General features: G+C 39.8%; 23 protein-coding genes. 8 read left to right on the top strand and 15 right to left on the bottom strand.

All coding sequences use genetic code 11. The features are described from left to right. Positions 1 to 33: 33 nt before the first annotated feature. Positions 34 to 1548: a hypothetical protein gene (locus tag BV372_RS10270; protein ID WP_086686408.1), complete on the bottom strand. Its 1515-nt coding sequence runs from the start codon at positions 1546 to 1548 to the stop codon at positions 34 to 36. Between the two features lie 127 nt (positions 1549 to 1675). Here BV372_RS10270 and BV372_RS10265 point away from each other — a divergent pair, with 127 nt between their 5' ends. Beyond that, positions 1676 to 2881 (top strand): histidine kinase, encoded by a 1206-nt coding sequence (locus tag BV372_RS10265; protein ID WP_179198040.1) that lies wholly within the window; start codon positions 1676 to 1678, stop codon positions 2879 to 2881. A 113-nt stretch (positions 2882 to 2994) separates the two neighbouring features. Here BV372_RS10265 and BV372_RS10260 read toward each other — a convergent pair whose 3' ends face one another. Continuing rightward, positions 2995 to 4017 (bottom strand): PleD family two-component system response regulator, encoded by a 1023-nt coding sequence (locus tag BV372_RS10260; RefSeq protein WP_086686406.1) that lies wholly within the window; start codon positions 4015 to 4017, stop codon positions 2995 to 2997. Positions 4018 to 5509: 1492 nt separating this feature from the next. Here BV372_RS10260 and BV372_RS10255 point away from each other — a divergent pair. Further along, entirely contained in the window at positions 5510 to 5770 is a 261-nt protein-coding gene (locus BV372_RS10255) for a chlororespiratory reduction protein 7 (protein WP_086686405.1), read from the top strand. Positions 5771 to 5829: 59 nt separating this feature from the next. Here the strand turns inward: BV372_RS10255 and BV372_RS10250 are convergent, their stop codons facing one another. After that, positions 5830 to 6378 carry a DUF2854 domain-containing protein gene (locus tag BV372_RS10250; RefSeq protein WP_086686404.1) on the bottom strand — a complete coding sequence of 183 codons (549 nt, stop codon included), beginning with the start codon at positions 6376 to 6378 and terminating at the stop codon, positions 5830 to 5832. A 224-nt stretch (positions 6379 to 6602) separates the two neighbouring features. On the opposite strand from BV372_RS10250, the gene BV372_RS10245 reads away from it, so the two are divergent. After that, the gene (locus BV372_RS10245) at positions 6603 to 6785 is read left to right on the top strand and encodes a hypothetical protein (RefSeq protein ID WP_086686403.1); all 183 of its coding nucleotides are present in this window, start codon (positions 6603 to 6605) and stop codon (positions 6783 to 6785) included. A gap of 157 nt (positions 6786 to 6942) precedes the next feature. Here BV372_RS10245 and BV372_RS10240 read toward each other — a convergent pair whose 3' ends face one another. Continuing rightward, positions 6943 to 7347, bottom strand: coding sequence for a response regulator transcription factor (locus tag BV372_RS10240; RefSeq protein WP_086686402.1), 405 nt, complete (start codon positions 7345 to 7347; stop codon positions 6943 to 6945). 157 nt (positions 7348 to 7504) lie between these two features. Beyond that, positions 7505 to 9715, bottom strand: coding sequence for a polyphosphate kinase 1 (ppk1, locus tag BV372_RS10235; protein WP_086686401.1), 2211 nt, complete (start codon positions 9713 to 9715; stop codon positions 7505 to 7507). Positions 9716 to 9983: 268 nt separating this feature from the next. On the opposite strand from ppk1, the gene BV372_RS10230 reads away from it, so the two are divergent. Both BV372_RS10230 and BV372_RS10225 read left to right on the top strand, forming a co-directional pair. Beyond that, on the top strand, positions 9984 to 11390 hold the full coding sequence (locus tag BV372_RS10230; RefSeq protein ID WP_086686400.1) for a cell wall metabolism sensor histidine kinase WalK: 1407 nt from the start codon (positions 9984 to 9986) through the stop codon (positions 11388 to 11390). 615 nt (positions 11391 to 12005) lie between these two features. Continuing rightward, complete coding sequence (locus tag BV372_RS10225) at positions 12006 to 12824, top strand: hypothetical protein (RefSeq protein ID WP_086686399.1); 819 nt, start codon at positions 12006 to 12008, stop codon at positions 12822 to 12824. A gap of 58 nt (positions 12825 to 12882) precedes the next feature. Here BV372_RS10225 and BV372_RS10220 read toward each other — a convergent pair whose 3' ends face one another. Continuing rightward, complete coding sequence (locus BV372_RS10220) at positions 12883 to 14019, bottom strand: tetratricopeptide repeat protein (RefSeq protein WP_086686398.1); 1137 nt, start codon at positions 14017 to 14019, stop codon at positions 12883 to 12885. Positions 14020 to 14123: 104 nt separating this feature from the next. Next, positions 14124 to 14750: an RNA polymerase subunit sigma-70 gene (locus BV372_RS10215; RefSeq protein WP_086686397.1), complete on the bottom strand. Its 627-nt coding sequence runs from the start codon at positions 14748 to 14750 to the stop codon at positions 14124 to 14126. 197 nt (positions 14751 to 14947) lie between these two features. Here BV372_RS10215 and BV372_RS10210 point away from each other — a divergent pair, with 197 nt between their 5' ends. Further along, positions 14948 to 15544, top strand: coding sequence for a glyoxalase-like domain protein (locus tag BV372_RS10210; protein WP_086686396.1), 597 nt, complete (start codon positions 14948 to 14950; stop codon positions 15542 to 15544). 308 nt (positions 15545 to 15852) lie between these two features. Here the strand turns inward: BV372_RS10210 and BV372_RS10205 are convergent, their stop codons facing one another. From BV372_RS10205 to lysS, 7 genes are all read right to left on the bottom strand, one after another. Next, the gene (locus BV372_RS10205) at positions 15853 to 16332 is read right to left on the bottom strand and encodes a hypothetical protein (protein ID WP_086686395.1); all 480 of its coding nucleotides are present in this window, start codon (positions 16330 to 16332) and stop codon (positions 15853 to 15855) included. 44 nt (positions 16333 to 16376) lie between these two features. Continuing rightward, the gene (locus BV372_RS10200) at positions 16377 to 17072 is read right to left on the bottom strand and encodes a hypothetical protein (protein ID WP_086686394.1); all 696 of its coding nucleotides are present in this window, start codon (positions 17070 to 17072) and stop codon (positions 16377 to 16379) included. Between the two features lie 153 nt (positions 17073 to 17225). Further along, a complete protein-coding gene (locus tag BV372_RS10195) occupies positions 17226 to 19970 on the bottom strand; it encodes a CHAT domain-containing protein (RefSeq protein ID WP_086686393.1) in 2745 nt (914 codons plus the stop codon). Positions 19971 to 20368: 398 nt separating this feature from the next. Continuing rightward, entirely contained in the window at positions 20369 to 20521 is a 153-nt protein-coding gene (locus tag BV372_RS36160) for a hypothetical protein (RefSeq protein ID WP_179198039.1), read from the bottom strand. Positions 20522 to 20535: 14 nt separating this feature from the next. Continuing rightward, positions 20536 to 21246 carry a helix-turn-helix domain-containing protein gene (locus BV372_RS10190; protein WP_086686392.1) on the bottom strand — a complete coding sequence of 237 codons (711 nt, stop codon included), beginning with the start codon at positions 21244 to 21246 and terminating at the stop codon, positions 20536 to 20538. Next, a complete protein-coding gene (locus BV372_RS10185) occupies positions 21246 to 21650 on the bottom strand; it encodes a type II toxin-antitoxin system RelE/ParE family toxin (RefSeq protein ID WP_086686391.1) in 405 nt (134 codons plus the stop codon). The genes BV372_RS10190 and BV372_RS10185 overlap by 1 nt, the downstream gene beginning before the upstream one ends. A 171-nt stretch (positions 21651 to 21821) precedes the next feature. Next, positions 21822 to 23507, bottom strand: a complete 1686-nt coding sequence (gene lysS, locus BV372_RS10180) for a lysine--tRNA ligase (protein ID WP_086686390.1) — start codon at positions 23505 to 23507, stop codon at positions 21822 to 21824. A 400-nt stretch (positions 23508 to 23907) separates the two neighbouring features. Between lysS and BV372_RS10175 the strand changes: the two genes are divergently transcribed. Beyond that, positions 23908 to 25539 carry a GUN4 domain-containing protein gene (locus BV372_RS10175; protein WP_086686389.1) on the top strand — a complete coding sequence of 544 codons (1632 nt, stop codon included), beginning with the start codon at positions 23908 to 23910 and terminating at the stop codon, positions 25537 to 25539. Positions 25540 to 25850: 311 nt separating this feature from the next. After that, complete coding sequence (locus BV372_RS38345) at positions 25851 to 25955, top strand: hypothetical protein (RefSeq protein WP_373270758.1); 105 nt, start codon at positions 25851 to 25853, stop codon at positions 25953 to 25955. Between the two features lie 5 nt (positions 25956 to 25960). On the opposite strand, the gene BV372_RS10170 is transcribed toward BV372_RS38345, so the two are convergent. Beyond that, positions 25961 to 26371, bottom strand: a complete 411-nt coding sequence (locus BV372_RS10170) for a hypothetical protein (protein ID WP_086686388.1) — start codon at positions 26369 to 26371, stop codon at positions 25961 to 25963. Between the last annotated feature and the right edge of the window lie 69 nt (positions 26372 to 26440).

Below are 26440 nucleotides of genomic sequence, written 5' to 3'. Positions count from 1 at the left end.
CTATTTGCGATCGCGGAAATACGAGAGTAACGCTCAAGAATTTACAGCTGTTTCCAAGTCTTTAATTTGTGGTTCGGGAAACTGAGTTAAAACTCGCCAAAGAATTGTGTAGCTACCATCAGAACGGCGACGCACTGGTCGAAAAGCAAGCAGGATATCACTGCTGCCCAACTGTTGTATTTGCCCTAAAGATTGGCGTTCTTGTGGGGAAAGTGCTCTACCGCTCAAAATCATATCTGGCAGTTTAAATTGTAGCGATCGCACTAAATACGTATGGTTTAATTCAGCTTTAGCATCAGCTAAAATAACTTGATTTAAATTCCAAATCTGGTCTTTGCCAGTTAGGAACCGCCGCCGCTCTACTTGTAATTCATTTAATTGTTTGGGAGGCTGGTAGTTGAGAAAAAATTCTCGTGTTGACCGTGCTACAATTTGTAACTTCGGCTCTAACTTGTTTAGAGGAACATCGCCCAAATCTACCATGAAGCTGTAATCTACACCTTGATAGCCAAGCCCAAAGCGACCGCCAACCAGCTGAAGTGCTAGAGTAGGAGTAAATCCTCCTTTAGGATCGCCCAATAAGGGGAAAGGATAGCGTTCACTGACACCTGATAGCAATCGATTCTCGAGCGTATTCAGCGGACGTTGGTAAGCCAAGTTAGGTAACACACGGAAAATGCCAGTATGAGGCAATTTCAGAAAGTTAGCGTAAGTTTGCGGTTCTTGGGGATCAATGTCGTAGGTAAAGCGGTCTAGTATCGCAGTAGTTTCCTGAGGATTTGTAAATTGATTTTTTAAGGGGAATTCTACCTGTGCTGCGCTCAAGAATTTCTTGGCAGATGCAAGCGTAGTGAGCGCTTCTGGAGGTGCTGCGATCGCAGGTTGTATGGGTGATACATAGTCAGCTATGGCTGTTTTCGCAGTCCTACCAATAATTGGTAGGGATGGTGAAAGTACGTTCGGTTCTTGTGTCGAAAAAGGTGTCGCAAGCTTGTCAAGTTGAGGATGCTGTATCGGCGCAATAGCCAGCGCCGGATCTGATTGTCGCTCGCCAGTCACAAGGGGTAGGCTTCGGACTAAAGCTAGCTCCCCCCGCCGAGATAACAAACGATCCAATATTGGAGAAAGTTTTAATAATTCTTGGTTAGAAGTATACAAAGAGCAGTAAATTTTTATTTGTGACCCAGTTAATTGCTCGGCTAAAGGGAAATTCTGAGTGAAATCCACTCTTGAGGTACATAAAGTTTTGGGACTTTTGCTTTGACGGTTCAAGAAAGCGTCTACAGACTTCGTGTGGACAGTTAATTGCCCTAGAACGGATCGCATCTGATTAGCATCGGGTGTGATGATAGCTTGCTCAATGCGGGCAATCAGATTGATCTGTTGCTGTACCAGATGGCTGGCTGAAGTATAAAAGCTTTCATTGGCTGGTTCCGCCGCCAAATTTTGATTCGGAGAAGATGTAAACTGACGATCAAGAATTTGCATCTTACCCGGAACAGAAGCAAAGCTAAAAGGGAGCAAAAGGCTGAAAAAGATGTATCTCATATGAAAAATGCAGGACTGATAGGTGTAGAAAAATCTAAAATAGATATTAAATTTAAAAGAAACAACGACCACCGACAAGCGTCAGTCCATCTTAAACTTTCTGTCAAGCGCGACCGGGTTGTTACCAGTGCTGAAACACGATTACATGCCAGTTTCCCAAGATCAGCCGATCTCTTCTGATGCTCCGCTCCAGCTATTGCTGTTTGTCGATGGACGTCCCAAGTCCCGACAACAAGTACAGCGAATACGTGCTTACTTGAAAGAATTGCAGACTGAGTATCACTTTGAACTTCAAATTATTGATGTCGGGCAACAACCCTATATGGCGGAACACTTTAAATTAGTGGCTACGCCAGCTTTAATTAAAATCCACCCGGAACCCAGGCAAATCATTGCGGGGAGTAATATCATCGGTCAACTAAAAAACTGGTGGCCCCGTTGGCAAGCCTCTGTAGATGCTTATTTGAAGCTACAAGAAGACTTACAAGAACGTCTAGACGAAAATGCTCGGATGGTATCACCCAAATCTACAATTAGTTCAGTTGCTGTTTCCGCCGAACTTATACGCCTCTCGGACGAAATTTTTCGCTTAAAACAGGAACAAGAGAAACTCCAAGAGCAGTTGCAATTTAAAGACAGGGTGATCGCTGTGCTGGCCCACGACCTCCGCAATCCTTTAACTGCTGCCGCGATCGCTATAGAAACTCTCCAATCTAACTACAACATAGAGACAGGGCAATTCCAGCGCCTTAAACCAGCAATGACGGCGCATTTATTAAAACAAGCCCGTACTCAAACTAAGACAATTGACCGTATGATTACTGATCTTTTGCAAGTAGGTAGGGGCAATGATACTGAGCTACCAATCGTACCCCAAAAAATGGAAATCGGCAAACTCTGTCTAGATGTAGTCGAAGAATTGCGCGATCGCTACACCGCCAAATCTCAACAGATAGAAACAGATGTCCCTCAGGACTTACCCTATGTGTATGCCGATCCAGAACGCATACACCAAGTGCTGGTTAATCTGTTGGACAATGCTATTAAATATACGCCTGCTGGTGGCAAGATTAGTCTTGCCGGATTACACCGCACTACTCAAAAAGTTCAGATTAGTATTGGTGACACTGGTCCAGGAATTCCTTACGAAAACCGCGATCGGATCTTTGAAAATCATTTCCGCCTGCAACGGGATGAAGGTACAGAAGGGTACGGCATTGGACTTTGTGTATGCCAACGGATCATTCGGGCGCACTATGGTCAAATCTGGGTTGACTCTGTTCCCAATGCTGGAGCATGGTTCCACTTTACATTGCCAGTTTATCCCTCTTAGTCACCTGACTTTTTACCTGAAAACCGATTATTAAAATTCTGATTTTTAGATTTTGATTTTAAGCTTAAATCCTAGAGCCAAAATCTTGAATTGACTCGGACAATATTTATTAATTATTTGAGGATAATGCGATCGCGCCCCTCCGCCTTTGCTTGGTAAAGTGCCTTATCTGCGGTCAAAATCAAATCTGAGGGTGAAGATTCCCAAGTAGGAACGATAGTTGTCACGCCCATACTCAGGGTGACATATTGGCTCACCTGTGACCCATCATGAACAATTTTTAAATCTCTGACTCCAGCTTGCATAGCAGCAGCAACGTGAACTGCACCAAATGCATGAGTATTAGGCATAATTACAGCAAATTCTTCGCCACCATAACGTGCCACTAAATCTTGATTTTTCTGTGCCGTATGACTTAAGACAGCACCTACCTTCTGTAAGCAGAGATCTCCAGCAGGGTGACCATATTTATCATTATAAAATTTAAAAAAGTCGATATCACACAAAATCAGTGATAGAGGTAATTCTTCTTGGGCTAAATTAATCCACTGAGTATTCAGATAATCATCAAAGCGGCGACGATTAGCTAACCCTGTTAAGCCATCAACGTTAGCGATATGCTGCAAAGCTTGGTTTGCTGCCTCTAACTGTTTGTATACTTGTGCTTGTTGCAACAACCGTCGCAAACGCTGGCGCAAAACTGCCCAGTGAATTGGTTTGGTTATGTAATCCATTGCCCCTGCTTCAAAAGCACGGTTGACGGACTCTTCATCGTCCAAGCATGTGATCATCAATATAGGAGTCCGCTCCCATAGTTTAGAAATAACAGTATTACCTAAAGCAGAGTCAGTATCAAAACTTGCAAGTGCTGACATCAAATTATTTCTAGCAATTTTAAGTAATTGCTTACAGCATGTAAAGCCATCCATCACAGGCATTACCGCATCTAGCAACACTATATCCGGTTTAATAGTATCGTAAGCATCTAAACATTGCTGACCATCATTGACCTCGACCACTCGATAGCCTTCTTGTTCCATAGCTTTACGCAACAGCACTCGCATGGTCTTGTCATCATCAGCCACCAAAATTAGTGGCGGTTGCTTGGAAACAGAAAATGGACTTATGCCTGACATGAGTTGCGTTCCACAGAAAATGAGAGTATCGGTAAGGGCGAACCTGGGAAAACTTGCCCCCTTAACCAAATCGCCTGTAAGTAAAAGTTTTTTGCCTTAGTCACAATCCTACTGAACAAGCAATTTGGTAGAAGATACCTAGGCAACACATGTGTTGTATGTACAATGATTGCCCAGTTTTAACTGGATTTCTCCTAGCAAGCAAAGATATGCTTACTGATGAACCGATTTTTTGTGCAGTAATGTAAATATTTGGATTGAACAATTTGTTTAGGCGGGGAGCTTTGGGAGTAGCTAGAAAAACGGTTCTCCTCCCAAGCAATAGGGATGACTGCTCCCTGTTGAATGCCGACACTCGCCGCAAAAGGCTATCCAGCAATTGAAAAATAAAATGCGCAATTATTCTCAGCCAAGCAAACGGTAGATGACTAGGTTGCATAGACAGTTTATTTGAAACACAAAGGCAATTTTTACCTTCTTGTCTAGTTAAGGACATGGTAGGAAATGTTTTATCTACGTTTAATGTGAATAAAGTCTTGAAACCCTTGTAATTTCGTAGATAGGCACAAAAATATGATTTTGGGCTAATTTAGAAACCCTTATGGGGTAAAAGACCTTTCTCATTCACATCAGGCGTATTATTTATATTTCCCTACTGCTAAAGTCGAATTGTCATTTCCGGGAAAACTTCAAATATTAACCTTGCTTTTTTTGTTAGACGGTGATTTTTAACACTAAAGATAGGTGATGTAATAGCTAAAATGTGCTAAATAAATATCTAGCTATAAATCCAATGAGCGCTTAGATTTAACCCATTTATTGCCATAGGCAAGCTTTTCAGAGTTGTAGGCTCATGACATTGAGTAAAGGAATAGTAAATAGTAATACTTTGTTTTTAAGTAACTCTTAAATTCATAAGTTAAGTGAAAACCCTGAGAATAAAACTGAGCTACTACTCTATCTCTATTCGCAAGCTTTCAAGAAAACTCTGCTTGTGTCCAGAGGGTATTGGGAAAAGACACAATAAATGTTATTTTTTTATATGTTCGGGGTTTTAGTAGAAGTAGCAATGGTTCCAGACCTTCCCAGGCTCCTTAATGAAGTATCCTTGTTTCATCACTCGCCCTGCGATCGCATAATCTAATTGAGGAGATGACGAGCTTGAAAATACACCCTGGCATTATGGGTTGAAATTTTTTGCTGTATTCCGCCTGGGTATGCTCACTATCTTGACAATAAAGTAGAAAGATTATAAAAGTTTTATAATTGGTTATGTACTAAGTAGGTATCAGCCTAAATTGCCAAACACAATTGGCTTTTATGAAAATTCATAAATTTGATAGCTACAATAATATTATAAATTTAAAATTTTCAACCAAAGAAAGTTCTCTTAATAAAGAATTTTTCTTAATGTTTGTGCAATTATTTCATATTAAGAACGCCTTTCTCTAAAAGCCATTAAAATCTTGACAAGAACCTATACATAATCTCAATGCCCGATTCCTTAATGTATGCAGAGGACTACTTTGTTGTCCTAGAAACAAACCAACCGGAACAATTTCTCACTGTCTCCGAGTTATTAGAAAAACTCAAATTAGTTCTGCAAAATTTAAATTTTGGCGATCTACCGCCTGATGTGCAAAAAATTGAGACTGTAGGAGAGCGAGCTAAGTATTTAATCGATACGAGTTGCGAGTTGGATCTAGGGCCTGGGAAATATTTACAGTGGTACGCAGTCCGCTTAGAAAAGTGAATTTCTCAGTCAAGAGTTATTAGTATTTGAGCTAATAACTCTTGACTATTGACTAATACCTATTTTTGATTAGTAATCAATGCTAATTCAATTTTATTTTCACTAGGCTGTGTGATTTGGACTTCTACTCCAGGTCCGAAATAGCTAGTCATTTTTTCCTGCTTTTGCTGCCAAACATCAATTGGGATCAAGGGTGAATCAAATTCTAAAATTAAAGCGTAAGCCCCATTAATTTCTTTTTCTTGTAATCCTGTAATGATTGGTCTTTCTTCATCCGTCGGACTTAGACCGAGAAAAGAAAGTGCCCTATCAAAATGGGCATCTTGCCCATAGCAAAATCGGGTGATGTCTTTACGAATTTTATTTTGGGTAACAGTTGCTTGTTGTTCGCGCAATCTCAAAACTGCGGGTGTAGTAGCTTGGCTAAAAGGTATAGGTTTGAGTTCATTAGCTTTAAGCGCTAATCCTCCTAGCAAGAGAGGAAATCCGTAAAAAAATCCGGCAAGATTGAGTGTGGCATTATCAGCGGCATAAGCTATAAAGCCGACAATGGTTAAGATACCGCCGACTGTTAAACCGAGTGTTCCCAAAGAAATTTGGCGTAGCATGAGCTGAGGTTACTATAAATTCTTAAAACCTTAATTTTACTATCATCTGATATGAGTAACATATAAGGGAAGAGTCTTAGCTAAAGTAAAGCTAATCAGTAAGTGTAGCGCTGGCAAAACCGGAATTTATTTTTCAACCTACCTAGATTAACCAGTAAATTCTCCCCCTAGCCTTTTTTTGCGTTAATTTTAAACTTGAAGATAGTTAAGGACTGCAAAAAACAATGGATATACAGACTATAAAAGAACGAATTGCCGCAGTTGAGAGCAAACGCCAATACCTACTGAGTCTACTAGAACAACCCAATCTAGGAACTTTGAGAATTGACGTGAATCAGGCTTTGGAAGAATTGGATGATTTAGTAGACGAATTTAGACGCACTATTCCGGAGACAGGAAGTAACTAAGCCTATCTAAAGCATTAGCAAAGATCAAAATTGCGTCGGTACACCGTTAATTATCCGGTCTACCGACGCTTTTAAGGCTTAAAATGTCCCTCAGCCCCCAGAATTTAACTGTACCTGGATTTATCGAGCAACTTTGCTGCATCATTAATTTAGTAACTCAGTCATCTCCTGCACGGTTTCCTAACTGTCTAACCAGAGCAATGAGTTCGCTTGTGGGGACATCCTTTCTGCAAAAATCATCAAAGCTAGGCATGGCTTTTGTCTGTTGCAAACTAGCATCTTCTACTGAAGAGTAAGCAAGGATTTGAGTATGAGGAGAGATAGCTTTAATATGACCAGATGCACTCCAACCATCCATGACTGGCATCTGCAAGTCCAGAACAATCACATCGGGATGGTAGCGCTTCACCATTTCTATAGCTTCTTGACCATTCTTAGCTAAACCGACTACTTGAATATTTTCTTGGCAAGAAAAAGCTAATTGTAGAGTTAAGCGGGTTAGTTCGTGATCGTCAACAACTAGAACACGTAAGGTAGAAGACTTACAGGACAGCATTAACATTTATTAGGAAAAGACTAAATACAATAACTTTTATAGTTTATGGGAACAAGCGCTAGAAATTACTCTATCCTATGGTTGAATAATCTAGTTTCTAGCAAGGACAAATAATTGAGATTTTGTGAGGAAAAATTAAAGTTTTCTAAAAGAAGATATTGAGCTAGTTGTCAAGATAGAAAGAATTCTTTTTTGAATCAATAAGAGTTGAGGCAATACTAGTTGAGCGTAATGCCATATTGATGAGACTTTTTTGTGAGTTAGCTTCTGGGGCATGGTCGCATGGATGGCGTTGGATGTAGCTGCCATTGGCTTGCAACTCCCAAGCTTGCCGATTGTCTGCCAGCATAATTCCCAGGATTTCTTGCAAGTCTTTGGCAATGTCTAGATCTTTGATAGGAGTAATTACTTCAACTCGGCGATCTAAGTTGCGACGCATCCAATCAGCACTGCCAATATAGATTTCCTCTTGAGCATTGTTATAAAAATAAAAAATACGGGAGTGTTCTAAAAAGCGACCAACTATGCTGATGACACGAATATTGTCACTAATATCTTTCAGCCCTGGGCGCAAACAGCAAACACCTCGGACAATTATGTCAATTTGGACTCCGGCACGAGATGCTTCATATAAAGTAGCAATAATTTGCGGATCGACAAGGGAATTCATTTTGGCAACAATCCGCCCGGTAAATCCATTTTTAGCATTTTCGATTTCACGATTAATTAGTGCCAAAAAGCGATCGCGCATATTTACAGGGGCAACTAGTACTTCTCGATAGGACTTTTGCCGCGAGTAGCCTGTTAAAAAATTAAACAAATCGGTGATGTCAGCACCGATTTCTTCTTGACAGGTAAATAATCCTAAATCTGTATAAAGTCGTGCGGTTTTTTGGTTATAGTTGCCAGTACCAATATGTACGTAGCGACGCATCCGGTCTTTTTCTCGGCGCACGACCATAATAGTTTTACAATGAGTTTTCAGCCCGACTAAACCATAAACAACGTGAACTCCAACTCTTTCTAAACGCCTTGCCCAGTAAATATTGTTCTCCTCATCAAACCGCGCTTTCAATTCTACTAATACAGACACCTGCTTACCATTTTCGGCAGCAGCAATTAAGGCATTGACGATGGGCGAGTCTCCAGAAGTCCGGTAAAGGGTCATCTTGATGGCTAGCACATTCGGATCGTGGGCAGCATGAGTAATAAAGCGCACCACTGTTGTGGAAAATGATTGATAAGGATGGTGTACTAGTAAATCCTTTTCCCGAATGACCGCAAAAAAGTCTTTTCCTTCGTCTACCTCTGGTATATCGGAACTGACACTGGGTTCTCGCAACCATTGCAAGCGCGAAGGTACTACAGATTGTCGTGGTGGATCTTTGAATTCTGGTAGCGGTAACGCCATAAAGTACATTAAATCCCGCAGTCCCAAAAGTCCATCTACTTCGTAAACATCACTTTCGGTTAATTCCAAATCTTGTAACAAACGCGATCGCACTGCTTCGGGAGTTTGAGATTGAATTTCTAACCGTACCGGAGTTCCACCAATGCGACGTTTTCGCAATTCTTGTTCGATCGCCAACAGCAGATCGTCGGCTTCATCCTCTTCTAATGCCAAGTCAGCGTCACGGGTAATCCGGAAGGGATGATATTCCTGAATATTCATTCCCGGAAATAAAGAATCTAAGTTATGCGCGATCGCCTGTTCCAAAGGTACACCAGTCCAGTGCGCAGGTTGACCGTTATGGTGAATTCCTAACTCTGGCGGTAAAGGTAAAAATCGCGGTAAGACTTTTGGTACTTTGACTCTGGCAAAAAATTCTTCCTCTGTTTCTGGGTTTTTGACCACCACTGCCAAATTTAGACTGAGATTGGAAATGTAGGGAAAAGGATGGCTAGGGTCAACAGCCAGAGGAGTCAGAACGGGAAAAATTTGTTCTTCAAAGTAATTATCTAGATAATTCCGCTGTTTTTCTGACAAATCTATATAATCCAGGATGTGTATCCGATGATTTGCCAGCAGGGGTCGGAGTACTTGCTCAAAATGATGGTGCTGTTTAGTTACCTGAGGACTCAAGGTAAACCTGATATCGTCTAATTGTTGTTGCGGTGTGCGACCATCAGGACTTAACTGGGTAACTTTTGCCTCTACTTGTTGCTTTAAACCTGCAACCCGTACCATGAAGAACTCATCTAAATTTGAGGTGAAAATAGCCAAAAATTTGAGTCTTTCCAAGAGTGGCGTTCGCTGGTCGCAGGCTTCATGTAACACCCTGCTATTAAACTCTAACCAACTTAATTCTCGGTTGATGTAGTATTGTGGATCGCTCAGATTGATGGGAGTAGCGCTCTTCTTGGATTTTGCCATAATCACCTTAGGGCGGATAGTTGCAGCCCATTCAACAGTCGAATAATAAACATAGTAAATGAAATAGTGTATTGGGCGCGAAGCAGCTTGTTATCTGACAGCGCTTCTATATATAGAAAATCGCAATAGTGTTAACAATATCTAACGTGCGCTAGTGCTTTATCTCATTAATTTTGAGAGGAGAATAAGTTTGGAGACAGGACATTAGTCCTAGATTTTTACACACTAAAGTGCTTAATACAAACAAATCTATTAACAAATAAGGTCTATGTTTCAAGTTACTCGCCGCCGTCTCGCTCTTTGGTACACTGCCGTAACGGCCGTATTACTATTATTATTTGCGAGTGGAGTATATTTATATGTCCGTAGTACGCTGGTTGAGCGGATTGACGATACTCTCAATCATGTGGTGGAAGTAGTAGAGCGATCGCTGGTAATTGAGCCTGTCAACACTGGTAGTGAGACATTACGTATTAATGTAGAAGCTAGTTTTCGCGACAATGCTGACACAGTAGAAGACGATCACATTGATTTGGAATGGTTTAGTGCCACTGGTGAATTACTGTGGTCAACTTTATCCACACCTCTCAATATCCCCATTCATGCCAATCGTACTGGTGAAACTGTACGCGTAGCACAAGAGGGATGGGGAAAATCAGCAGTGTTATTACGCCAGGTAACACAACGGGTAGAAGTAGGACGGCAAGTCTTAGGCTATTTGCGTGTTAGCCATCCCTGGTTTGAAGTTACCAAACCCAGCCGTCAGTTAATTGTGGATTTGGCGCTGGGTACGGGATTGATGGTAATTTCTGTAGGCGCAAGCGGTTGGTTTCTTTCTGGTAAAGCAATGGAACCAGTAGGCGACTCTTACCAACGGCTCAAACAATTTACTGCTGATGCTTCTCACGAACTCAGAAATCCGATTACTTTGATTCAAACTAATGTGCAAGTTGCTCTTGCTGATTTAGAGTTAGCAGAGGTAGAAGTTACTACTTCTTTACATTATCGCCAACAGTTAAAATTAGTTGAACGACTTACCCAGCGTTTGGGTAGATTAGTCAATGATTTACTGTTTCTCGCTAGGCAAGATAGTGGAATAAGTAAAGATAGCTTTTCATCTTGTCCAATGGACGCTTTACTGATGGAAGTGCTAGAAGAACAGCAATTGTTAGCGACTGAAAAGAGAATTACCCTTGCTTTAGACTTAGTAAATCCTCCCGTTGCGGAAACTAGCCCGGAATTGTTTGACAATTGGTTCACACTTGTAGGCAACTGGGATCAGCTGGTGCGACTTTTCACTAATTTGATTGGTAACGCTTTGCAGTACACTCCATCTCAAGGACGGGTAACTGTCGAGTTGGCGCGTCTAGAGGGTAGCGATCGCATTTCTGGACTACGCTACAGTAGCGCTCAATTACAAGTTAAGGTGAGCGACACAGGGATTGGTATTCCAGGAGATGCACTACCACGTTTATTTGACCGCTTTTATCGGGTAGATCCAGCACGTACCCATAACAATGGGAATACAGCTACAGATATTTCTACTGGTTCAGGATTGGGGCTGGCGATCGCTCAAGCTATTGTCGAACATCACCAAGGTCAGATTCAAGTTGAAAGCAGCTTGGGCAAAGGTACTACTTTCACAATTACTTTACCAGTAACTATTGATCCTTAATTCTGTCCTCGATATTTGTTTCCTGTGACAGATGAATATAAACAAGTTTATTTAATAACTTAGATAGCAAAACTTACAGTCTTGAGCTATCTATTAACAGCTAACAGTAGAAAGGTTCTGGTATTTTTAAGCTTGATAGCGATAGCTTAAACTCCACCTATATAAATATTACATTTATATAAATTCCTTATCTAAATGCTGATGTTATCAGCAAATTGAGCAGATATTGAACCTCTATTCCTAATGAGAATTAAAGATAGTTTAGATAAGCTAAATATTATTTCAATAAAGTAATAAATTTTAATTTTTTCCTTTACCTAAAGAAAACAAAGTAGTCAGCAATACTTATTTTTAACTATTGGATTATAACTAATGATTTATATTAATCCTACTTAGGAAGTATACCATTGCTTTAGCTTGCATAAATTTTCAAACCTATAGTTAGATCCAAAAACTTCAGCTAATCGATAAATTAATATCATCTAAATAATAGTAGTAAAAAGCCGAATAAATTCAATGGCAGAGGGTAATTTTTGACAAATTTATTACCTGAAATAATTTGCTAATTTAGAAAATTTTCAAAAAGCCAAGCTGAGATTTTTTCAGGAGTCAACAATGAAGAGCAATTCTCCAAAGTTTCGTAAGTCGGCTGAGTTAGTGGCTGCTATCTGTGGCGGTTTACTGATGAGTTTTCCAGCATTTGCTCAAACACCAGTAACACAGCAGCCTAGTTCTGCTAATGCTAAAGTCAATCCCTGCCCAAGTATTTTTTACGAACCTCAACACACTAATCGTGTATTGGTTCCTCAAGGATGTCCTCCCAATGCTCTAACTCAAAGAATGCAGTCCCAAGGAATGCTTCCTTCTGGTTCCGTTCCTGCTGCGCCATCGGCAGATCAAACAAGAATGGGTGTAGGTGGAGAAACACCTTCAACGACTACTAACTCAACTAACTCAGGAGTTAACCCCAATCCTGGCATTTTAAACGAACGGCCCTACAATCGCTCCCAGCAACCTTCACAGCCTGATAGTTCAACTACCTACACAACGCCTCAGCAGGTTCCGACACAACAAAATTCTGTAACTGAACCGTCATTACAACAACAGGGACAAACCCCGGTTACTACAGTGGCACTCGCAAATGGCAATGTTAATGTCAGGCTAGTGAATGATACTGGAGCTAATGTGACTTACCAAGTCATTGGCGATACTGACCAGCGATCGCTAAGCGGCAAGTCTGATGTAATATTACAGGGTTTACATGCGCCAGTAACAGTGACATTTCAACGAGAAGATGGCGGATTGCTGTCAGTGACTCCACAGCCTTCTTCAGAAACAGGATTATTGGAAGTTAGATTAAAGGAAACCACAAACGTAGCCCAAGATAAAAAAGCCATGAGAATTCAATCTAATGGCTCAGTGTATTTGAATTAGATAAGAATCAAAAATCCTAAGGCTAGGTGGGCAATGCCCACCTAGCGAAAGATTGCCTTTAACGTTTGGGTAATTTAATCAGCTTATCAACTAAGAATACTTCCTGTTTGCTGTCTTCCAGAGCTTTTGCTAACACAAGCGCTCGTTCGTAAAAGTTACGGGCAGTTAGATAATTATTTAACTGCTCGTACAAATTACCGTAAGTCATAAAAGATTTAAATTCTTCCCGCAGATTTTGCAATTCTCTAGCAGTTACTAAGCGTTGTTCTAATAAGTCAAAAGCTCGCTCATAACGTCCTACAGAACTATGCGCCATAACTAAACCATCAATCGCGCGTAAATAGTTAGTGCGATCGCGGGTAGTTTTGGCTATCCGCATAGCTGCTCCATAGGTGGCAATTGTATCGGGATAATTTCCCACTGCTAGGTAAGCCTCGCCTAAGTTATTTAGGGTATTGGTTTCACCAAGAATATCGCCAACTTGACGGCGGAAAGATAAAGCAGTTTCATACAATTTAATTGCTTTATTGTAATTGCCTAACCTGGCGTTTACTAACCCTAAATTACTTAAAGACAGTCCTTCACCTGCACTATTCTGGACATTGTGAGCGATTGTCAGTGCTTCTTCAACGGTTTTACCAGCTGGGGTAAATTCTCCTTTTTGCAGCAGCACAGTACTAATATTATTCAGTGCGAAAATCTGAGCCTGAAAGTCTTTGGTATCGCGAGCGATCGCTAAGCGTCGCCGCAACGCATCTTCCCCATCCTGAAAACGATTGAGCTCGATGTAGGCTTTAGCTAGCAAATCGTAAGTCATACCTTGGGCTTTGTAGTCACCAAGGGCGTGATAAATTTCTAGTGCTTGCAAGCAAGACTCAATTGTTTTATCAGCATAACCGGAAATTTGTTGTTGCTCACCGATACGCAGTAAGGTGTCTGCTTGATCTCTTGATTCTCGCAACGAGGAATTATTTAATGGGCGGTGCAGTTGTTGCGTAATGTCAGCAGCATTAGCCGTTAGGGGGCTAAAAAAAACAGCCAACATTAAAAAGCAAGAAGTCAAAAATTGGAATTTACCATTTGGGCGCGAGGCTAGAATAGCAAAATCCAAAATCTCCAACCCATAGCGTCCAGATCTGAGGGTGGGATTGAAATCCAGAATGCTACCCTCTGGTAAGAAATACCGTTGTTTCATAAAACTTACCCGGGAAATTTCGCTTTTAAGTACAAAGTCTAAGAAGGAGTGTTAAATTTCCAAAATAGAGGTAGAAAATATACGCGTTTATACTTAAGTCGTGATTAAGCTAAATCTTCACCCAAGTAAATGGCGCGAATATCTCCAGGTAATTTGGCCTCTAACATACGATATCCTTCTTGAAGAAAATTGGCTACTTCAAGCGGCGTAATATTTTCTCCTTCGGCTTGGAGATAGGCAGCAATTCGAGTTTCGCTCCAGCGGAAAGTTTGAGCCATTAAGACCACAAACCGTAAAATCGGTGATAGCTGTTCTAAAGCCTGTTCAACGTAGCACCATAAAGCAGGCGAAGTTGCCTTGAGAGAATAATGAATTGCTTCTGTTGGAGGTAGTTCAATCTCATTAATGCAGAAGGCTGTGATATTGATCAGCCAATTTTGCAGGGTTAAGGACTCTTGATCTGGTTGAGAACTTTTGCTTAAATCTAGTCCACCAAGTTCATAATAGATATGCCGCCAAGTGAGGGCAAACAAATAATCTGCTTGCACAGGCGATCGCGCCGAATGGCGAATCAATGTGTACACTATCGGGCTATAGCGACAAAAAATCGCTGTAAAGTACTTTCCGGTATCCGGAGAGATTTGAAAGGAAGTTAGCAGTTCTTGGTCACTTTGATGAAACAGTGACTTGACTAGCGGGTGGTTAGCTTCGGGAAAGTGGGGTATTTGCACAAGCCTTGGAGTTGATAGTTGTTAAAATATGTATGGGATGTTAGTCTCCCATTTAAGCGCACAATATCTTCATGTTTGTCTGTTTTGCTTCAGACTTCAGACCACTAGAGTTATTGATACACTATAAACAAAGACTTAATTTTAGTCTTAATCGACAATAATAAAAGCGGCTCCCTTATACAATATTTGACTTGTTCATGGTTATAGCAGCTAGTGTGATACCCTTCCTACTTAGTCCTTTGACTTTAGGCTCTTTTTTACCTTCTCTGCCCCTGGATAGCCTGTTCTCTACTCAAGGCATTATGGTGTTGCTACTGGCGGCTTATGCTGGTGCGATGTGGATGTTCCTCACCAGTGCCCCAAAAGTACATACTGTAATGGTGTCGGATTTGGAGATTGCGCGACAGTTGTATGAAGGGCTGCTAGATTTACCTGCGGCTGAAGTGCCTTTGCACTACTACTACAACTACGAACAAACCATAGGCGCAACAGGCATAGACCCACTTTATATGTCCACAGGCCCTAGTTTCTCTGGCAGAATGATGAATAATGCTAGCGATGGTTTGTGGTATCAGCTTAAGAAAAATACCCAATTGCACGTAATTACTGGCGCTAGTTTGGGGACAAAAAATCAGCAACGCCATGTTTGTTTTGACCGTGACTGCCTCGAAATGATTCTAATGCGAGTCGAAACACGCGGTTTGAAGTTTAAGATTCGGAATCAGAAGCCCCTAAATTTTTTAGTGAAAGATTATGAAGGGCGAATTATTGAAATGGCTGAAGTTGCCAATTAACCATTATTTGAGGGTGCGTTCAGTAAATCGATAACGCGCCCTCTTCATTTTTGATAGATTTCTCCCGATCAAGTAATATCAAGTTAGGTTAATTACTTACTGATTTTTCATTGCAAGTCCAAGGTAGACACAAACTAACTTTCCCAAGGTAGCAATCTTCAAATCTTGCGATTGATTCACTTAGTACCCTACTCTTTTCCTGTCAAACACCCTACGAGAAAGACTTCGCCAAACGGTAAGGCCGCGCCTACGTAATGACAAGTAATTAGCAGACTTCATATAAATTAATTTTCAGCACCGGAGGAAAATTACCGAAATTCCTCTACATTGTTTCCTTGAATCTCTACCAATTTCTTTAAAAGTTCTGCGGCTAAATCCCGAAGTTCCATTTCCTCAGATTCATTACTGATATTTCGGTTAATTTCTTCGACTGTAAACCTACTTGCTAAAAAATTCTTTATAGCAAAAATCCGCTCTTCTTCTGGGAAACTCAGGTATTTTTCTAGCTTTTCGGCAATTTCTAGGATTGGTTTGTTTGCTAGCTGCTTACGTACTCTTACCGCAAGCCAGTCATCACTTTTGAGAAACTCTATAACTGAGTCTACAAAACTTTGGTGTTCTTCTTCTGCCCACTTTTCCCACCAGTCTTCATCCACATCTTCAACATAGATGTTTACACAGTCAAGCCCATAAGTCATCCAATTTCTTTGTAATTCTCTGGCTGCTTCTAAATGTTCTAAAAATTTTTCCAATCTTTGTTGAGCTTCAACTGAACTGTGTTTCCCCATAATGATGTAGTTTGGTTAAGACAGTGAAGGAAAATGACCTGAAACTATAAACTAAATTTTAAATAAACGCCCGTTTTCAAATGATCGCTGTTATACAGTGATATATTCACTACTTGATTGACAAAATCCGTAATGTGGGGATTGTAACTTAAGAATAAACCTCTATCTATGCCCCAGCGTTGCAAAGTATTTTCCCAATTATCAGACTTTTCTTGAGAAAATTCATCAGAGAGGCTAGTGATCTGAATGCATAGTGGCTCTTTGTGCCTACTACTAACAATTATATCAGTTGCCATTGAGAAGTCTGCGATATAGCACTGCCAAAAAGTCCCTTCACGATGGACGATATCAGAAGCAATCAATTGCAGAACATGAGTATCAGCCGGATTAAACTCTCCAGCCATTAATTTTTGTTTCCATATAGAAAACTTTGGATCAGGTTGATTTATCCATTTGGGAAATAAATACCTATACCAATAATATTCCGTTGGCGTCATGCGGTCATAATACTGTTGCTGCTCCTCTGGTGATGCTAGGGCTTGAATATCCAGCCAAATTAGAGCATCTTTAATTAACTGTTGCAGAAAAAAAAGTACAAATTTTTTAGCCGTTAGGGAACCAGGCTTAACATCTTTAACCCAGCGATTGATCTCTTCTAATCTTTTCGCCAAACTAGGATCTATTACAGATGCTTCCTCAATGAGCAATTTTAACTGTTTTTTAATATCGTTTGCTTGCAAATAATGCTAAACCTCAAAACTGGAGTGAGTCGCCGGAATTTTAAGATTATTTTATAGCATTCTCAAGCCAGAACTTCTAAAAACGCAAAAGCAACGTTTTGACAGGTTTTTTGAGTTATACAATTGCCATTATTTAGTAAGTGCGATCGCGCATCATCTTAACCCTTGACAGATGAAACCAGACCAGTAACGAGGATGTGCAAAGGGAAACTCTTCTGTAGAACTTTCGATTGCTTGAATTAATCGGTTAAATCTGTCATACATCTTATATTCACGCTTCCATTCCCGATATTCTACGGTATTAGAGCTGTATTGGTTTCTAGCTTTTATTAGTGCCTTTTCTCTAGCTTGTGCTTCTGGGGAGATTTCTTTAACGTCCTCTTTCCTTAAGCTGCGTAAGAAGATTTGGGCTTGTCGTAAAGCTTCAGGACGGCTTTTACCTTGTTGTCGGTGCTGGTAGTAGAAAATGGAAAAAAGTGCTGTCGCTAAATCATTTACTTCCCACAGAGTACTGACAACGCTTCTAGCACCAGCACACAAAAAGCCTGTCGAGAGGGTGAGAATATCATCAGTTAGGGAAGGATTACCCAAATTAGTCTCGCAGCAGGAAAGAAAAACATCAGAGAGATTGGGTAAACGCCATCCTGGTGTCATCAACTGCCCTAACGTGATATTGCCATCCCCTAATTTCAAATATGATTCGAGGGGATTGTCAAGACGGGATTCAGCATGATGACAGCAGTGAAGTACCTGGACTTGTTCAGCTAGCTGGCGATATTTAGCTTTAGTAGCTTGATTGCTACCTCTAAGGCGTTGAGAGTGAGGAATGTTGTACAGTTTGGCAAGTTGTTCACCTTCAAAACTTGCACAGGGTAAATCATCTGTGGCATCTTCGACAGTACCATATGATTCGCAGCTTTCTATCTTCTCCCGTTGTTGACAAAATTCCAAGATTTGGCAGCTAGGAGTATAGCGAACGAGAAACTGATCTCCTAAATATTGATTATTGCCAATAGGTAAAGCAGCGAAGGGAATTTGGTGCAGCAACAAGTGCGGTACAAGGATTAGTTCTTCAATACCTTCTAGATGTTGGGAAATCAGTTTAGGTAGTTGCAAGCGTTGAGCCAGTTCGATGAGAATACTGGTAATTTGAGTTTCCCATTTTTTGCGTTCATTCTTATAAGCCAATAACCAATTCTGCTCAATCCAGCTTTGCAACGTATCTAACCCTTGCCCTATGCAGCTGTGGAGAGTAATTTGGTTTTTCTGGACGACAAAAATATAGGTGTCACTGTTGGTAGTGTATAAACTGAGGATAGCTGTATTGGTGTGGTCAATTAGGTTTTGAATTTCTGACAAGCTGAGAGGGTTAACTTGAATTTCTCCAGCTAATACAGGATCTTCGCGTCTGAGATTTTCCCAAACTTGATATTTTTCTGCTTCTAAGGATGCGATCGCTTCATTATAAGCTTCCCAAGCAGCGCGTGTTTGACTACGGTTATCGTTGGATTTGGTGCGATCGCGTTCATGATCAATTTGCCTTTGCAGTTCTTCATACTGCTGCAATAATTCCTTGACTGCTGCGGGAATTTCGCCGCTTTGGTAGAGATCGTTACTTGCCATTAAGTCTACCAGGCGTTTAGAGCGCGATCGCTCGGCGTATTCAAAGGCCTTTTCTATTTCTCTTGCATTTATACAGGCTTGCACCATTTTTTGATAAACATCAATGGCTTGTTCTAATATTTCTTGACGACGAGAATCAGACTTTACCCAAATGCGGCTAATCTCTACTGCTTGAATAGCAGTACTATAGCCATCAATAGCTTCTTTCCAAATTCCTGATTTAAAAGTAGTGTTTCCAATATTGCGACCAGTTCTAAATGCTTCAGCAGGATATATTTCAGGTGTATGAATTTCTAGGGCTAATCTATAATGTGCTATGGCTGAAGTGATTAAACCTTGGTCTCGGTAAGTATTGCCCAAATTATTCTGAAGTATGGCATATGCAAATGGATAATTTTCCCTGTTATAGAATTTTAAAGAATTCTGGCAAGCTTGAACAGCTAATTGCAAATTTTCTTGTGGATCTCCCTGAACCCTTTTATCATATGCAATACCCAAATTCATTTGAGTATTTGCCCATATTCCAAAAAATGTATTTTGATTGATTACTTCTAAGACATCATTATAAATCTTTATTGCTAATTCCCATTTTTCTGACTGATTATCATTGGAAAGATCGCAGTAAGCATATGCAAGAGTATTTTTTACAATAGCCCATTTTTCAATTAATTTATTTTCTTTAAAAATATCTGCTACTAGATTACAAATTTTTAAGATTTTCTCTATTTCTTCATAATAAATAACTTTAGTTTTTGTAGTTCTAGCCTTTTTTACGTAAAAAGAAACCAGATTATTTTGAATTTCTGCCCATTCTAAAGGAAATTCTTCATAAGTATAAATTTTTAAAGCATCCTCATAAGCTAATAAAGCTTTTTCCAAATTCTCTCCCGGATCACCATATATACGCTTTCCATAGGCATTTCCCAAATTCCATTTAGATGTAGCCCAAAATTTGGGAAATTTATCACAATTAAAAATGGCTTCAATAACTTCGCAACAAGCAATTGCAATATCTAAATTGTCAGCTATGTTTCCATGTGGGAATTGTGCAATTAATACACCAAAATTACCAATAATACCTGCTAGTGCTTGAGCCTCATATGAGCTTTCTCCAGCAAAGTAATTTTTAGCCCAATGACGCAATGATTCAGCAAAATTCAAATTTAGTTTATCTAAATTATCTTGCAGTAAAGGATAAATTATTTTATCATCAGAATTACTTTGCGACATTTTTAGCACTATTTCCATCAAAAAATCTATTAATTCTGCCTTCATGAATTATTTTATATTATCTATTTTTTTAGATTATTTATTTGTGTTTTGTTAGCTCTAATAAAGGCATTTTTTAGTAATATTAATTACGGTTACTACCAAATTAACAGTAATTTTTCAGCAAAATATAACAACTCAATATTGTCAATTTCATTAACTTCATTGCTGGTTCACAAATAATTTCTCCAACTGTGACATTACTAGGTAAGAGATTTTTCAAAGCAAGAATACTTTTTTTTATCCACCAGGCTCAGACATTTTTCTAAATCAATAGCAATCTCTTGAAGCTATTTATCTTTTAGCTGCTTTCTTCCCTTCACGGCTACTAAGTCATCACTTTGCAGGAAATTAGTCACTAATTATACAGAAATTTGCTGTCCATTTTCCTCTTATTCCCATGTTTATAGCCAATCTCCATCAACATCTTCACAATATAAATAGGCGGCTTCAAGCCCATACTTCATGATGTCATCCTGTAATTTTTGAGCAGCTTCTACAGCTTGTAAAAAGTTATCTAATCTCTGTTGATGGTCAGATTGTTTTTCCCGCTCCATAAGAACTCACTTTGTCATCCTAAAATTTCTGCCAACTTCTCCAGCAGTTCCTCAGCTAAATCCAACAACTCAAGTTCATTAATTTCATTACTGGTTCCGCGATTACTTTCTGCAACCGCCACACTACCCGCTAAGACATTTTTAACCGCAAAAATCCGGTCTTCTTCAGGTAAACTCAGACATTTTTCCAGATAAACAACAATTTCCTGTGTTGTTTTTGTAATTAAAAGCTCTCTTACTTTAACTGCTACCGATTCATCACTTTCCAGCAGTTTTACTAAAGCTGTTCTCAGTCTATTATCTTCGCTAGAAAACTTCTCAATCGCTGCCCGAACATATTCCCGCAGGTTCATGTTTGCCGCTAATGCCTTTTGTGAAACTACATCTGGTACATCTACCAGCAACACACCATCGTTATCGCTGGCTTGATATAAGTCATCCCCTTGTTTGACGGCTATTAGCAAATCTGCACCCAAGGTATGTAAATAGTGCAACACTGATTCCAATTCATGGTCTTTTAACGCCGATTCCAATTTGGACACCGCCGCTTGTTTTACTCCCAGTTTTTCGGCTAACTGTGCCTGAGTTAATTCTGCTTTATTACGTATTTCCCGCATAGCATCGGTAAGATAGAGACGTAAATACTCTAGCTTCCCCGCCAAAATCACCTCTGGATCGTCGCTGATCGGCTGCTGTAACCAAGCTTGAAAATTAGGCTTTTTCATTACTGTTCCCTCTGCTGCAATTCCCGCAATCTATCTATTGCAGGCGCTTTGTCTCTTTCTTTGATAGCGCCGTCGTATTTTTTCATAAAGGCGTGTAGCACCACAAATCGCTGAGGGGTAGCAGCCGTTAAGATAAACCGTGGATTATGTTCGCTCTTGGTCATACGTAACTCATACAGGTCATCTTCCAGCTTCTCAAAAATGCCACTGGTGAGTGATGCTAGTCCTTTGTTGCACAGGTAGCCAAGGTTAACTTGCAAACGCCTGGTTTCGGAAGCAGTCAATAAAGGCTTTGGTGGATTTTCTGGTTGTTCCTCTTCGGGAATCATCCTAATGAAAAAAGCAAGCAAATCTTTGGGGATGTCTCTATTAACATCTTGATAAAGTTCCCAAGTCCAGGTCACTTCCTACCTCACAATATAGTATTCCTTATAAGGAATGTCAAGATATTATTCTTTATAAGGAATATTACATAGAATAAGTGAGCGCAACTAAGATAATAAAAGCTTGAACTATAAAAATGGTGCGTTATGGCTTTGCCTAACGCACCCTACTCTTGAATGGCACTTACTATCTCAACTTAATTGTTCATACTTAAATTTCCCTTTAATAAACTTGTTAAAATATTGGCCTTTAGACGGTGCATTGTCTAAGTCTTCCTTGACACCAGGAGGTACTTTGAAATACTCGTAAACACTTCCACTATCAAATTCAATAGTCAGTGTTTGAGTTGTTGGATCATAGCGAAATTCCTTCAGAAAGCTGCCTTCAGGCTTGAGTAGAGGAAAGGCGATCGCATCTCGAATACTGGCACAATCAGTTAATAACATCACCAACCGATCAATCCCAATCCCTAATCCGCCTGTAGGTGGCATTCCGTATTCCAGGGCAGTCAGAAAGTCTTCATCAACACCTTGGGCTTCCAAGTCGCCAGCGGCTTTGCGGGCAGCTTGTGCTTCTAGACGTTCTCTTTGATCTATAGGATCGGTAAGTTCTGAGAAACTGTTGGCAGTTTCTCGCCCAACTATAAATAACTCAAATCGCTCTACCAAACCAGGCTTAGAACGGTGAGGTTTTGCCAAGGGTGAAATTTCTACAGGATAGTCTATGACAAAGGTAGGCTGAATTAAATTGCCTTCTACCTTTTCTTCAAAGGCTAGATTTAGTAACTTCCCAATCGATTGAGCTTCATCTACACCAGGAATCCCAGCATCCTTACTTGCTGTTTTGGCTGCTTCTAATGTTTGGAACGAATTGAAATCCAAGCCTGTATGTTCTTTAACTAAATCGTGCATTGTTACCCGCCGCCAAGGTGGTGTCAAATCAACAGCTTCCCCTTGGTAGGTAATTTGCAATGTCCCGAGTACATCTTGGGCGACAGTGGTAATAATCCCTTCTGTCAACGCCATCATATCGTTGTAGTCGGCATAAGCTTGGTAAACCTCAATCGTCGTAAATTCAGGATTGTGTCGAGTCGAAATTCCTTCATTGCGGAAAATTCGCCCTAACTCAAATACCTTTTCAAAACCACCTACAATCAACCTTTTAAGATGAAGTTCTGTGGCAATCCGCAGATACAACTCCATGTCTAAGGTGTTGTGGTAGGTGATAAACGGACGCGCATCCGCACCCCCAGCCTCACTTTGCAGAACAGGTGTTTCAATTTCTAGAAAATCCTGCTGTTCTAAATAGCGACGAATACCCGCAGTAATTTGGGCGCGACGGCGGAAAGTTTGCCTTACTTCAGGGTTGACAATCAAATCAACATAACGCTGACGGTAGCGCTTTGCTACATCAGTCAACCCGTGCCACTTGTCAGGTAGAGGCAAAAGTGATTTGGTGAGGATGCTGTATTGTTTGACGTAGACCGATAACTCGCCCTTTTCAGTCCGTTTTATAGTGCCTTTAACTCCCAGGATGTCACCTGCATCTGAGAGTTGCTTGAGATGATTGAAAGCATCAGCATCAACTTCTGCCATGCCTTCTTGAATGCGATTTTTCTCTAGATAAAGCTGAATAGTGCCTGTTTCATCTTGCAAGGTAAAGAAAGCTAGTTTCCCAAAGACACGACGCGCTAAGATGCGTCCGGCAATGGCGACTTCTAAATCAACTTCCTCACCGCTGGGTAAATCAGCAAATTTTTCTTGCAATTGCGCTGCGTGGTGGGTAGATTCCCAACGATAGGCATAAGGATTCATCCCTAGCTGTTTTAGCTGGTCTACTTTTTCCAGCCTCGCGGCACGGATATCTTCTTCCGACATGGTAACGAACGCTCATAGGGCAAGATTAATTATAGATGCTGTAAAAGTAGCCGAGACTCTCAAGGATTGAATATTTGGCGATGAAGCGTGAGGCAGCTAGCCTTTTAGCTATGAACTTGTTCATTTCTCAGGTCAAAGCTGGCGGTATCGGTATCATTGTGTCCCTAGTATTCCAAAACTCTTAATTATCTATCTTTTATTACTCTCTATTTTTAAAAAACACATATCTTTATAAATATTTTCGATATTTATCATTGTTTTTAATGTCTAAAAGATTGCGTATTAAAATATTAAATTTTTTCAGTATTTGGTGATATTTCCGAAAAAGAATTAGTGACAGATTTACTGATGACAGGCTACAACAGAGTGGATTCTGGGATGAAATAATATCTGCTTTTTTATGGCGAACTCTGCAAAAGTTATACCCTTAGCTGCTTCAATTGATAATATTCTTTCAAACTTACTGAAAAATACTGCTGCTAGCATTGCACGGAAACTAGGAGAAATAGCCAATGGCTACAGCACTTCTACTTTTTTGCCATCTACTGTGAATGATGACAGCCGCTATATAGAAGCATTAATAAAATATCAAGAAACAGCTGACAATAAGTTTAACGAGCTACCCTTGCAGTTGCGATCGCAATTTAGCAAACAACTTGTAGAGCTATTGCTCGAATGGCAAGCTAATCAAATTCAGCACAAATTAAAAGATATCCGCAAAGTCTTTGAACAAAAAAATCTTGCAACTATTTTTAGTCGAGAAGAAACTTATAATATTTTAACTGAAGGGCAACAAAGGTACCGTTTATTGGTATTAGTTTCTCCGCCAAACGTTAGCCCAAATTGTCCATCTTCTTTGCAACATGACTTACCAATAGAATTGCCAGAAAAGTTAAAAGCTTTTCTACATAATGATTATCCTTTAAATAGTGACTTATGCCCAGTCGAATTTTATGGCGACTATTTTCTCCGTTCAATTAGTAATCCAGATGTTCTCCAGCTACAGCAAATTTTAGCTCCTGTCCCTACAGTAGTGCTACACAGCAAAATCACTGATTACGAAGTTTATTTCCATGTAAATTTTTGGCATCCCCAAAATAGTAACATTGCCAGAATTTCGCTACCGGCTTGGAATTGGGAAGAAGTCAAGGAATCTTTAGAAGCAGCAGATCATGATGATATCCGAGCTATTCGTACTATCCGGCAAATCATTGTGACAATTCACCAACTGCTAGCAGCGTTTATTACAGATTGGTATTATCTACATCTCAATCATACCTATGAACCACAGCTATTTCATTTAGAATCAGAGTTTGCATTAGGCAGATGGTCATCAGATTTGCTAACGCCATATATTGATACTATTAAGGATATTTATTTACAGCAAAAGCAAGGATATGAGGAAAATTTCCAACCCGTTAGTGATGATAAATATGCAGAAGCAGGAGAGCAAGGAAACGAAATAGAAAAGCTGAATATTACAGGCGAAGACTGGAGAATGAGTGAAGAAGAGACTCATAACCTCAGTACTAAATCAGGTATTTATTACTCTAAGCTGCGTTATCTACTATCAGAAAAGAACTGGAAAGAAGCTGATGAAGAAACTAGCAAAATTATGCTCAACCTTGCGACTCAATACACAAAAGACTTACAGCTTGAACAAACAATAACAAATGAGCTAGTTTTGTCTAGTGAATGTATTAATAATTTTCCTTGTGAAGATCTTCGTATCATTGATAAGCTCTGGTTAAATTACAGTAATTCTCATTTCGGCTTTAGTACTCAAACATGTATTTGGCAAACAATCAGCCAAAACCAAGCAGATGTGAACTTGAACTGTAAAAATTTTGTTGAGCGCGTTGGCTGGTTTGTGAATAGCAATTGCAGCAACCAGGAGCAAATAATCTATGGGCTTGATGCTCCTATAGGTCATCTTCCTTTTGCTTTTACAAAATTTTTTCCAAGAAATGAGGTGAACAATTGGGGCTGTTGGTACAATTTTTACTATCGCCTGCAAACTTGCGAACTATAAAATATAGCAATCTTATTTAATTTCTGAACTTAGTCATAGAAGTAGGCATTAGGCAATAGATTTTTTCACGAATTATGTGGGATTGCTATGGTAAGTATTGTTATTAGTTGAGTATGAGAAATTGAAGTTCAAATTAGTCAACTATTTCCTGAGTCCTTTATTCCTCACAAACCCCGCACGAGACTTTTGTCAACAGCAAAATTCACAATGACGCTTTTTCTCGTGAGTGGTTACAACATAATCTTGTATAAAACCAAACTTATCGGATTCTGCTGAACCCCTAACATAGATATGTTTGTAAACCCTACTATATTGGATATATTGCTTACTCCTATGTTAATTTTGTAACCTTCAGCCCAGATAGGCAGACAATTGCTAGTGGTGACAAAACTATCAAGATTTGGCGATGTGATTAAAATCGTTATTTATTGCCTATGATTAGCGAATGCCGCGATAAAATTGCTTTTATTTTCAAGTTAGTCAATTGCATAATTGCTTTGACAAAATCCTTTTGTTCTGATCGCAAATTTAGTTTTTCTAAAGCCTGATTTAAGTTATTACCATGTCGCAGATGTTGAGCAAGCTTGGCACGTTGGGATGAGTCTAAAATAGCCGTAATTTCCTTATTTCTGCGTTGATGCACAGCCTGGATCTGTTGGCGTTCTTGGGGAGTCAGGTCAAGCTCTAAGGATGAAGTGGCACCTTGGGCAAGAATTATTGTATGGATACCTTCGCGTTGAGTTGGTGTTGCTAAGGTGATCGCAGGTATGAACAAGACTATGGTAACAATTGTAACTAATACAAAGATGATTTTTGTAAATTTATTTATCATGTTCAGAAATTTCCATAGCACTCCTATTCAATTTCTGAACTTACTCTTAGAGGTAGGCAATAAGCAATA

This window comes from Nostoc sp. T09, assembly GCF_002154695.1.
Classification (GTDB): Bacteria; Cyanobacteriota; Cyanobacteriia; order Cyanobacteriales; family Nostocaceae; genus Aulosira.
This window is presented reverse-complemented; position numbering and strand designations above follow the sequence as displayed.

Bases quoted from the DNA above. Each gene is read 5' to 3' on its own strand.
- BV372_RS10270 (WP_086686408.1), bottom strand. From the start codon at position 1,548: ATGAGATACATCTTTTTCAGCCTTTTGCTCCCTTTTAGCTTTGCTTCT.
- BV372_RS10260 (WP_086686406.1), bottom strand. From the start codon at position 4,017: ATGTCAGGCATAAGTCCATTTTCTGTTTCCAAGCAACCGCCACTAATT.
- BV372_RS10255 (WP_086686405.1), top strand. From the start codon at position 5,510: ATGCCCGATTCCTTAATGTATGCAGAGGACTACTTTGTTGTCCTAGAA.
- BV372_RS10250 (WP_086686404.1), bottom strand. From the start codon at position 6,378: ATGCTACGCCAAATTTCTTTGGGAACACTCGGTTTAACAGTCGGCGGT.
- BV372_RS10245 (WP_086686403.1), top strand. From the start codon at position 6,603: ATGGATATACAGACTATAAAAGAACGAATTGCCGCAGTTGAGAGCAAA.
- BV372_RS10240 (WP_086686402.1), bottom strand. From the start codon at position 7,347: ATGTTAATGCTGTCCTGTAAGTCTTCTACCTTACGTGTTCTAGTTGTT.
- ppk1 (WP_086686401.1), bottom strand. From the start codon at position 9,715: ATGGCAAAATCCAAGAAGAGCGCTACTCCCATCAATCTGAGCGATCCA.
- BV372_RS10230 (WP_086686400.1), top strand. From the start codon at position 9,984: ATGTTTCAAGTTACTCGCCGCCGTCTCGCTCTTTGGTACACTGCCGTA.
- BV372_RS10225 (WP_086686399.1), top strand. From the start codon at position 12,006: ATGAAGAGCAATTCTCCAAAGTTTCGTAAGTCGGCTGAGTTAGTGGCT.
- BV372_RS10220 (WP_086686398.1), bottom strand. From the start codon at position 14,019: ATGAAACAACGGTATTTCTTACCAGAGGGTAGCATTCTGGATTTCAAT.
- BV372_RS10210 (WP_086686396.1), top strand. From the start codon at position 14,948: ATGGTTATAGCAGCTAGTGTGATACCCTTCCTACTTAGTCCTTTGACT.
- BV372_RS10205 (WP_086686395.1), bottom strand. From the start codon at position 16,332: ATGGGGAAACACAGTTCAGTTGAAGCTCAACAAAGATTGGAAAAATTT.
- BV372_RS10195 (WP_086686393.1), bottom strand. From the start codon at position 19,970: ATGAAGGCAGAATTAATAGATTTTTTGATGGAAATAGTGCTAAAAATG.
- BV372_RS36160 (WP_179198039.1), bottom strand. From the start codon at position 20,521: ATGGAGCGGGAAAAACAATCTGACCATCAACAGAGATTAGATAACTTT.
- BV372_RS10190 (WP_086686392.1), bottom strand. From the start codon at position 21,246: ATGAAAAAGCCTAATTTTCAAGCTTGGTTACAGCAGCCGATCAGCGAC.
- lysS (WP_086686390.1), bottom strand. From the start codon at position 23,507: ATGTCGGAAGAAGATATCCGTGCCGCGAGGCTGGAAAAAGTAGACCAG.
- BV372_RS10175 (WP_086686389.1), top strand. From the start codon at position 23,908: ATGGCGAACTCTGCAAAAGTTATACCCTTAGCTGCTTCAATTGATAAT.
- BV372_RS10170 (WP_086686388.1), bottom strand. From the start codon at position 26,371: ATGATAAATAAATTTACAAAAATCATCTTTGTATTAGTTACAATTGTT.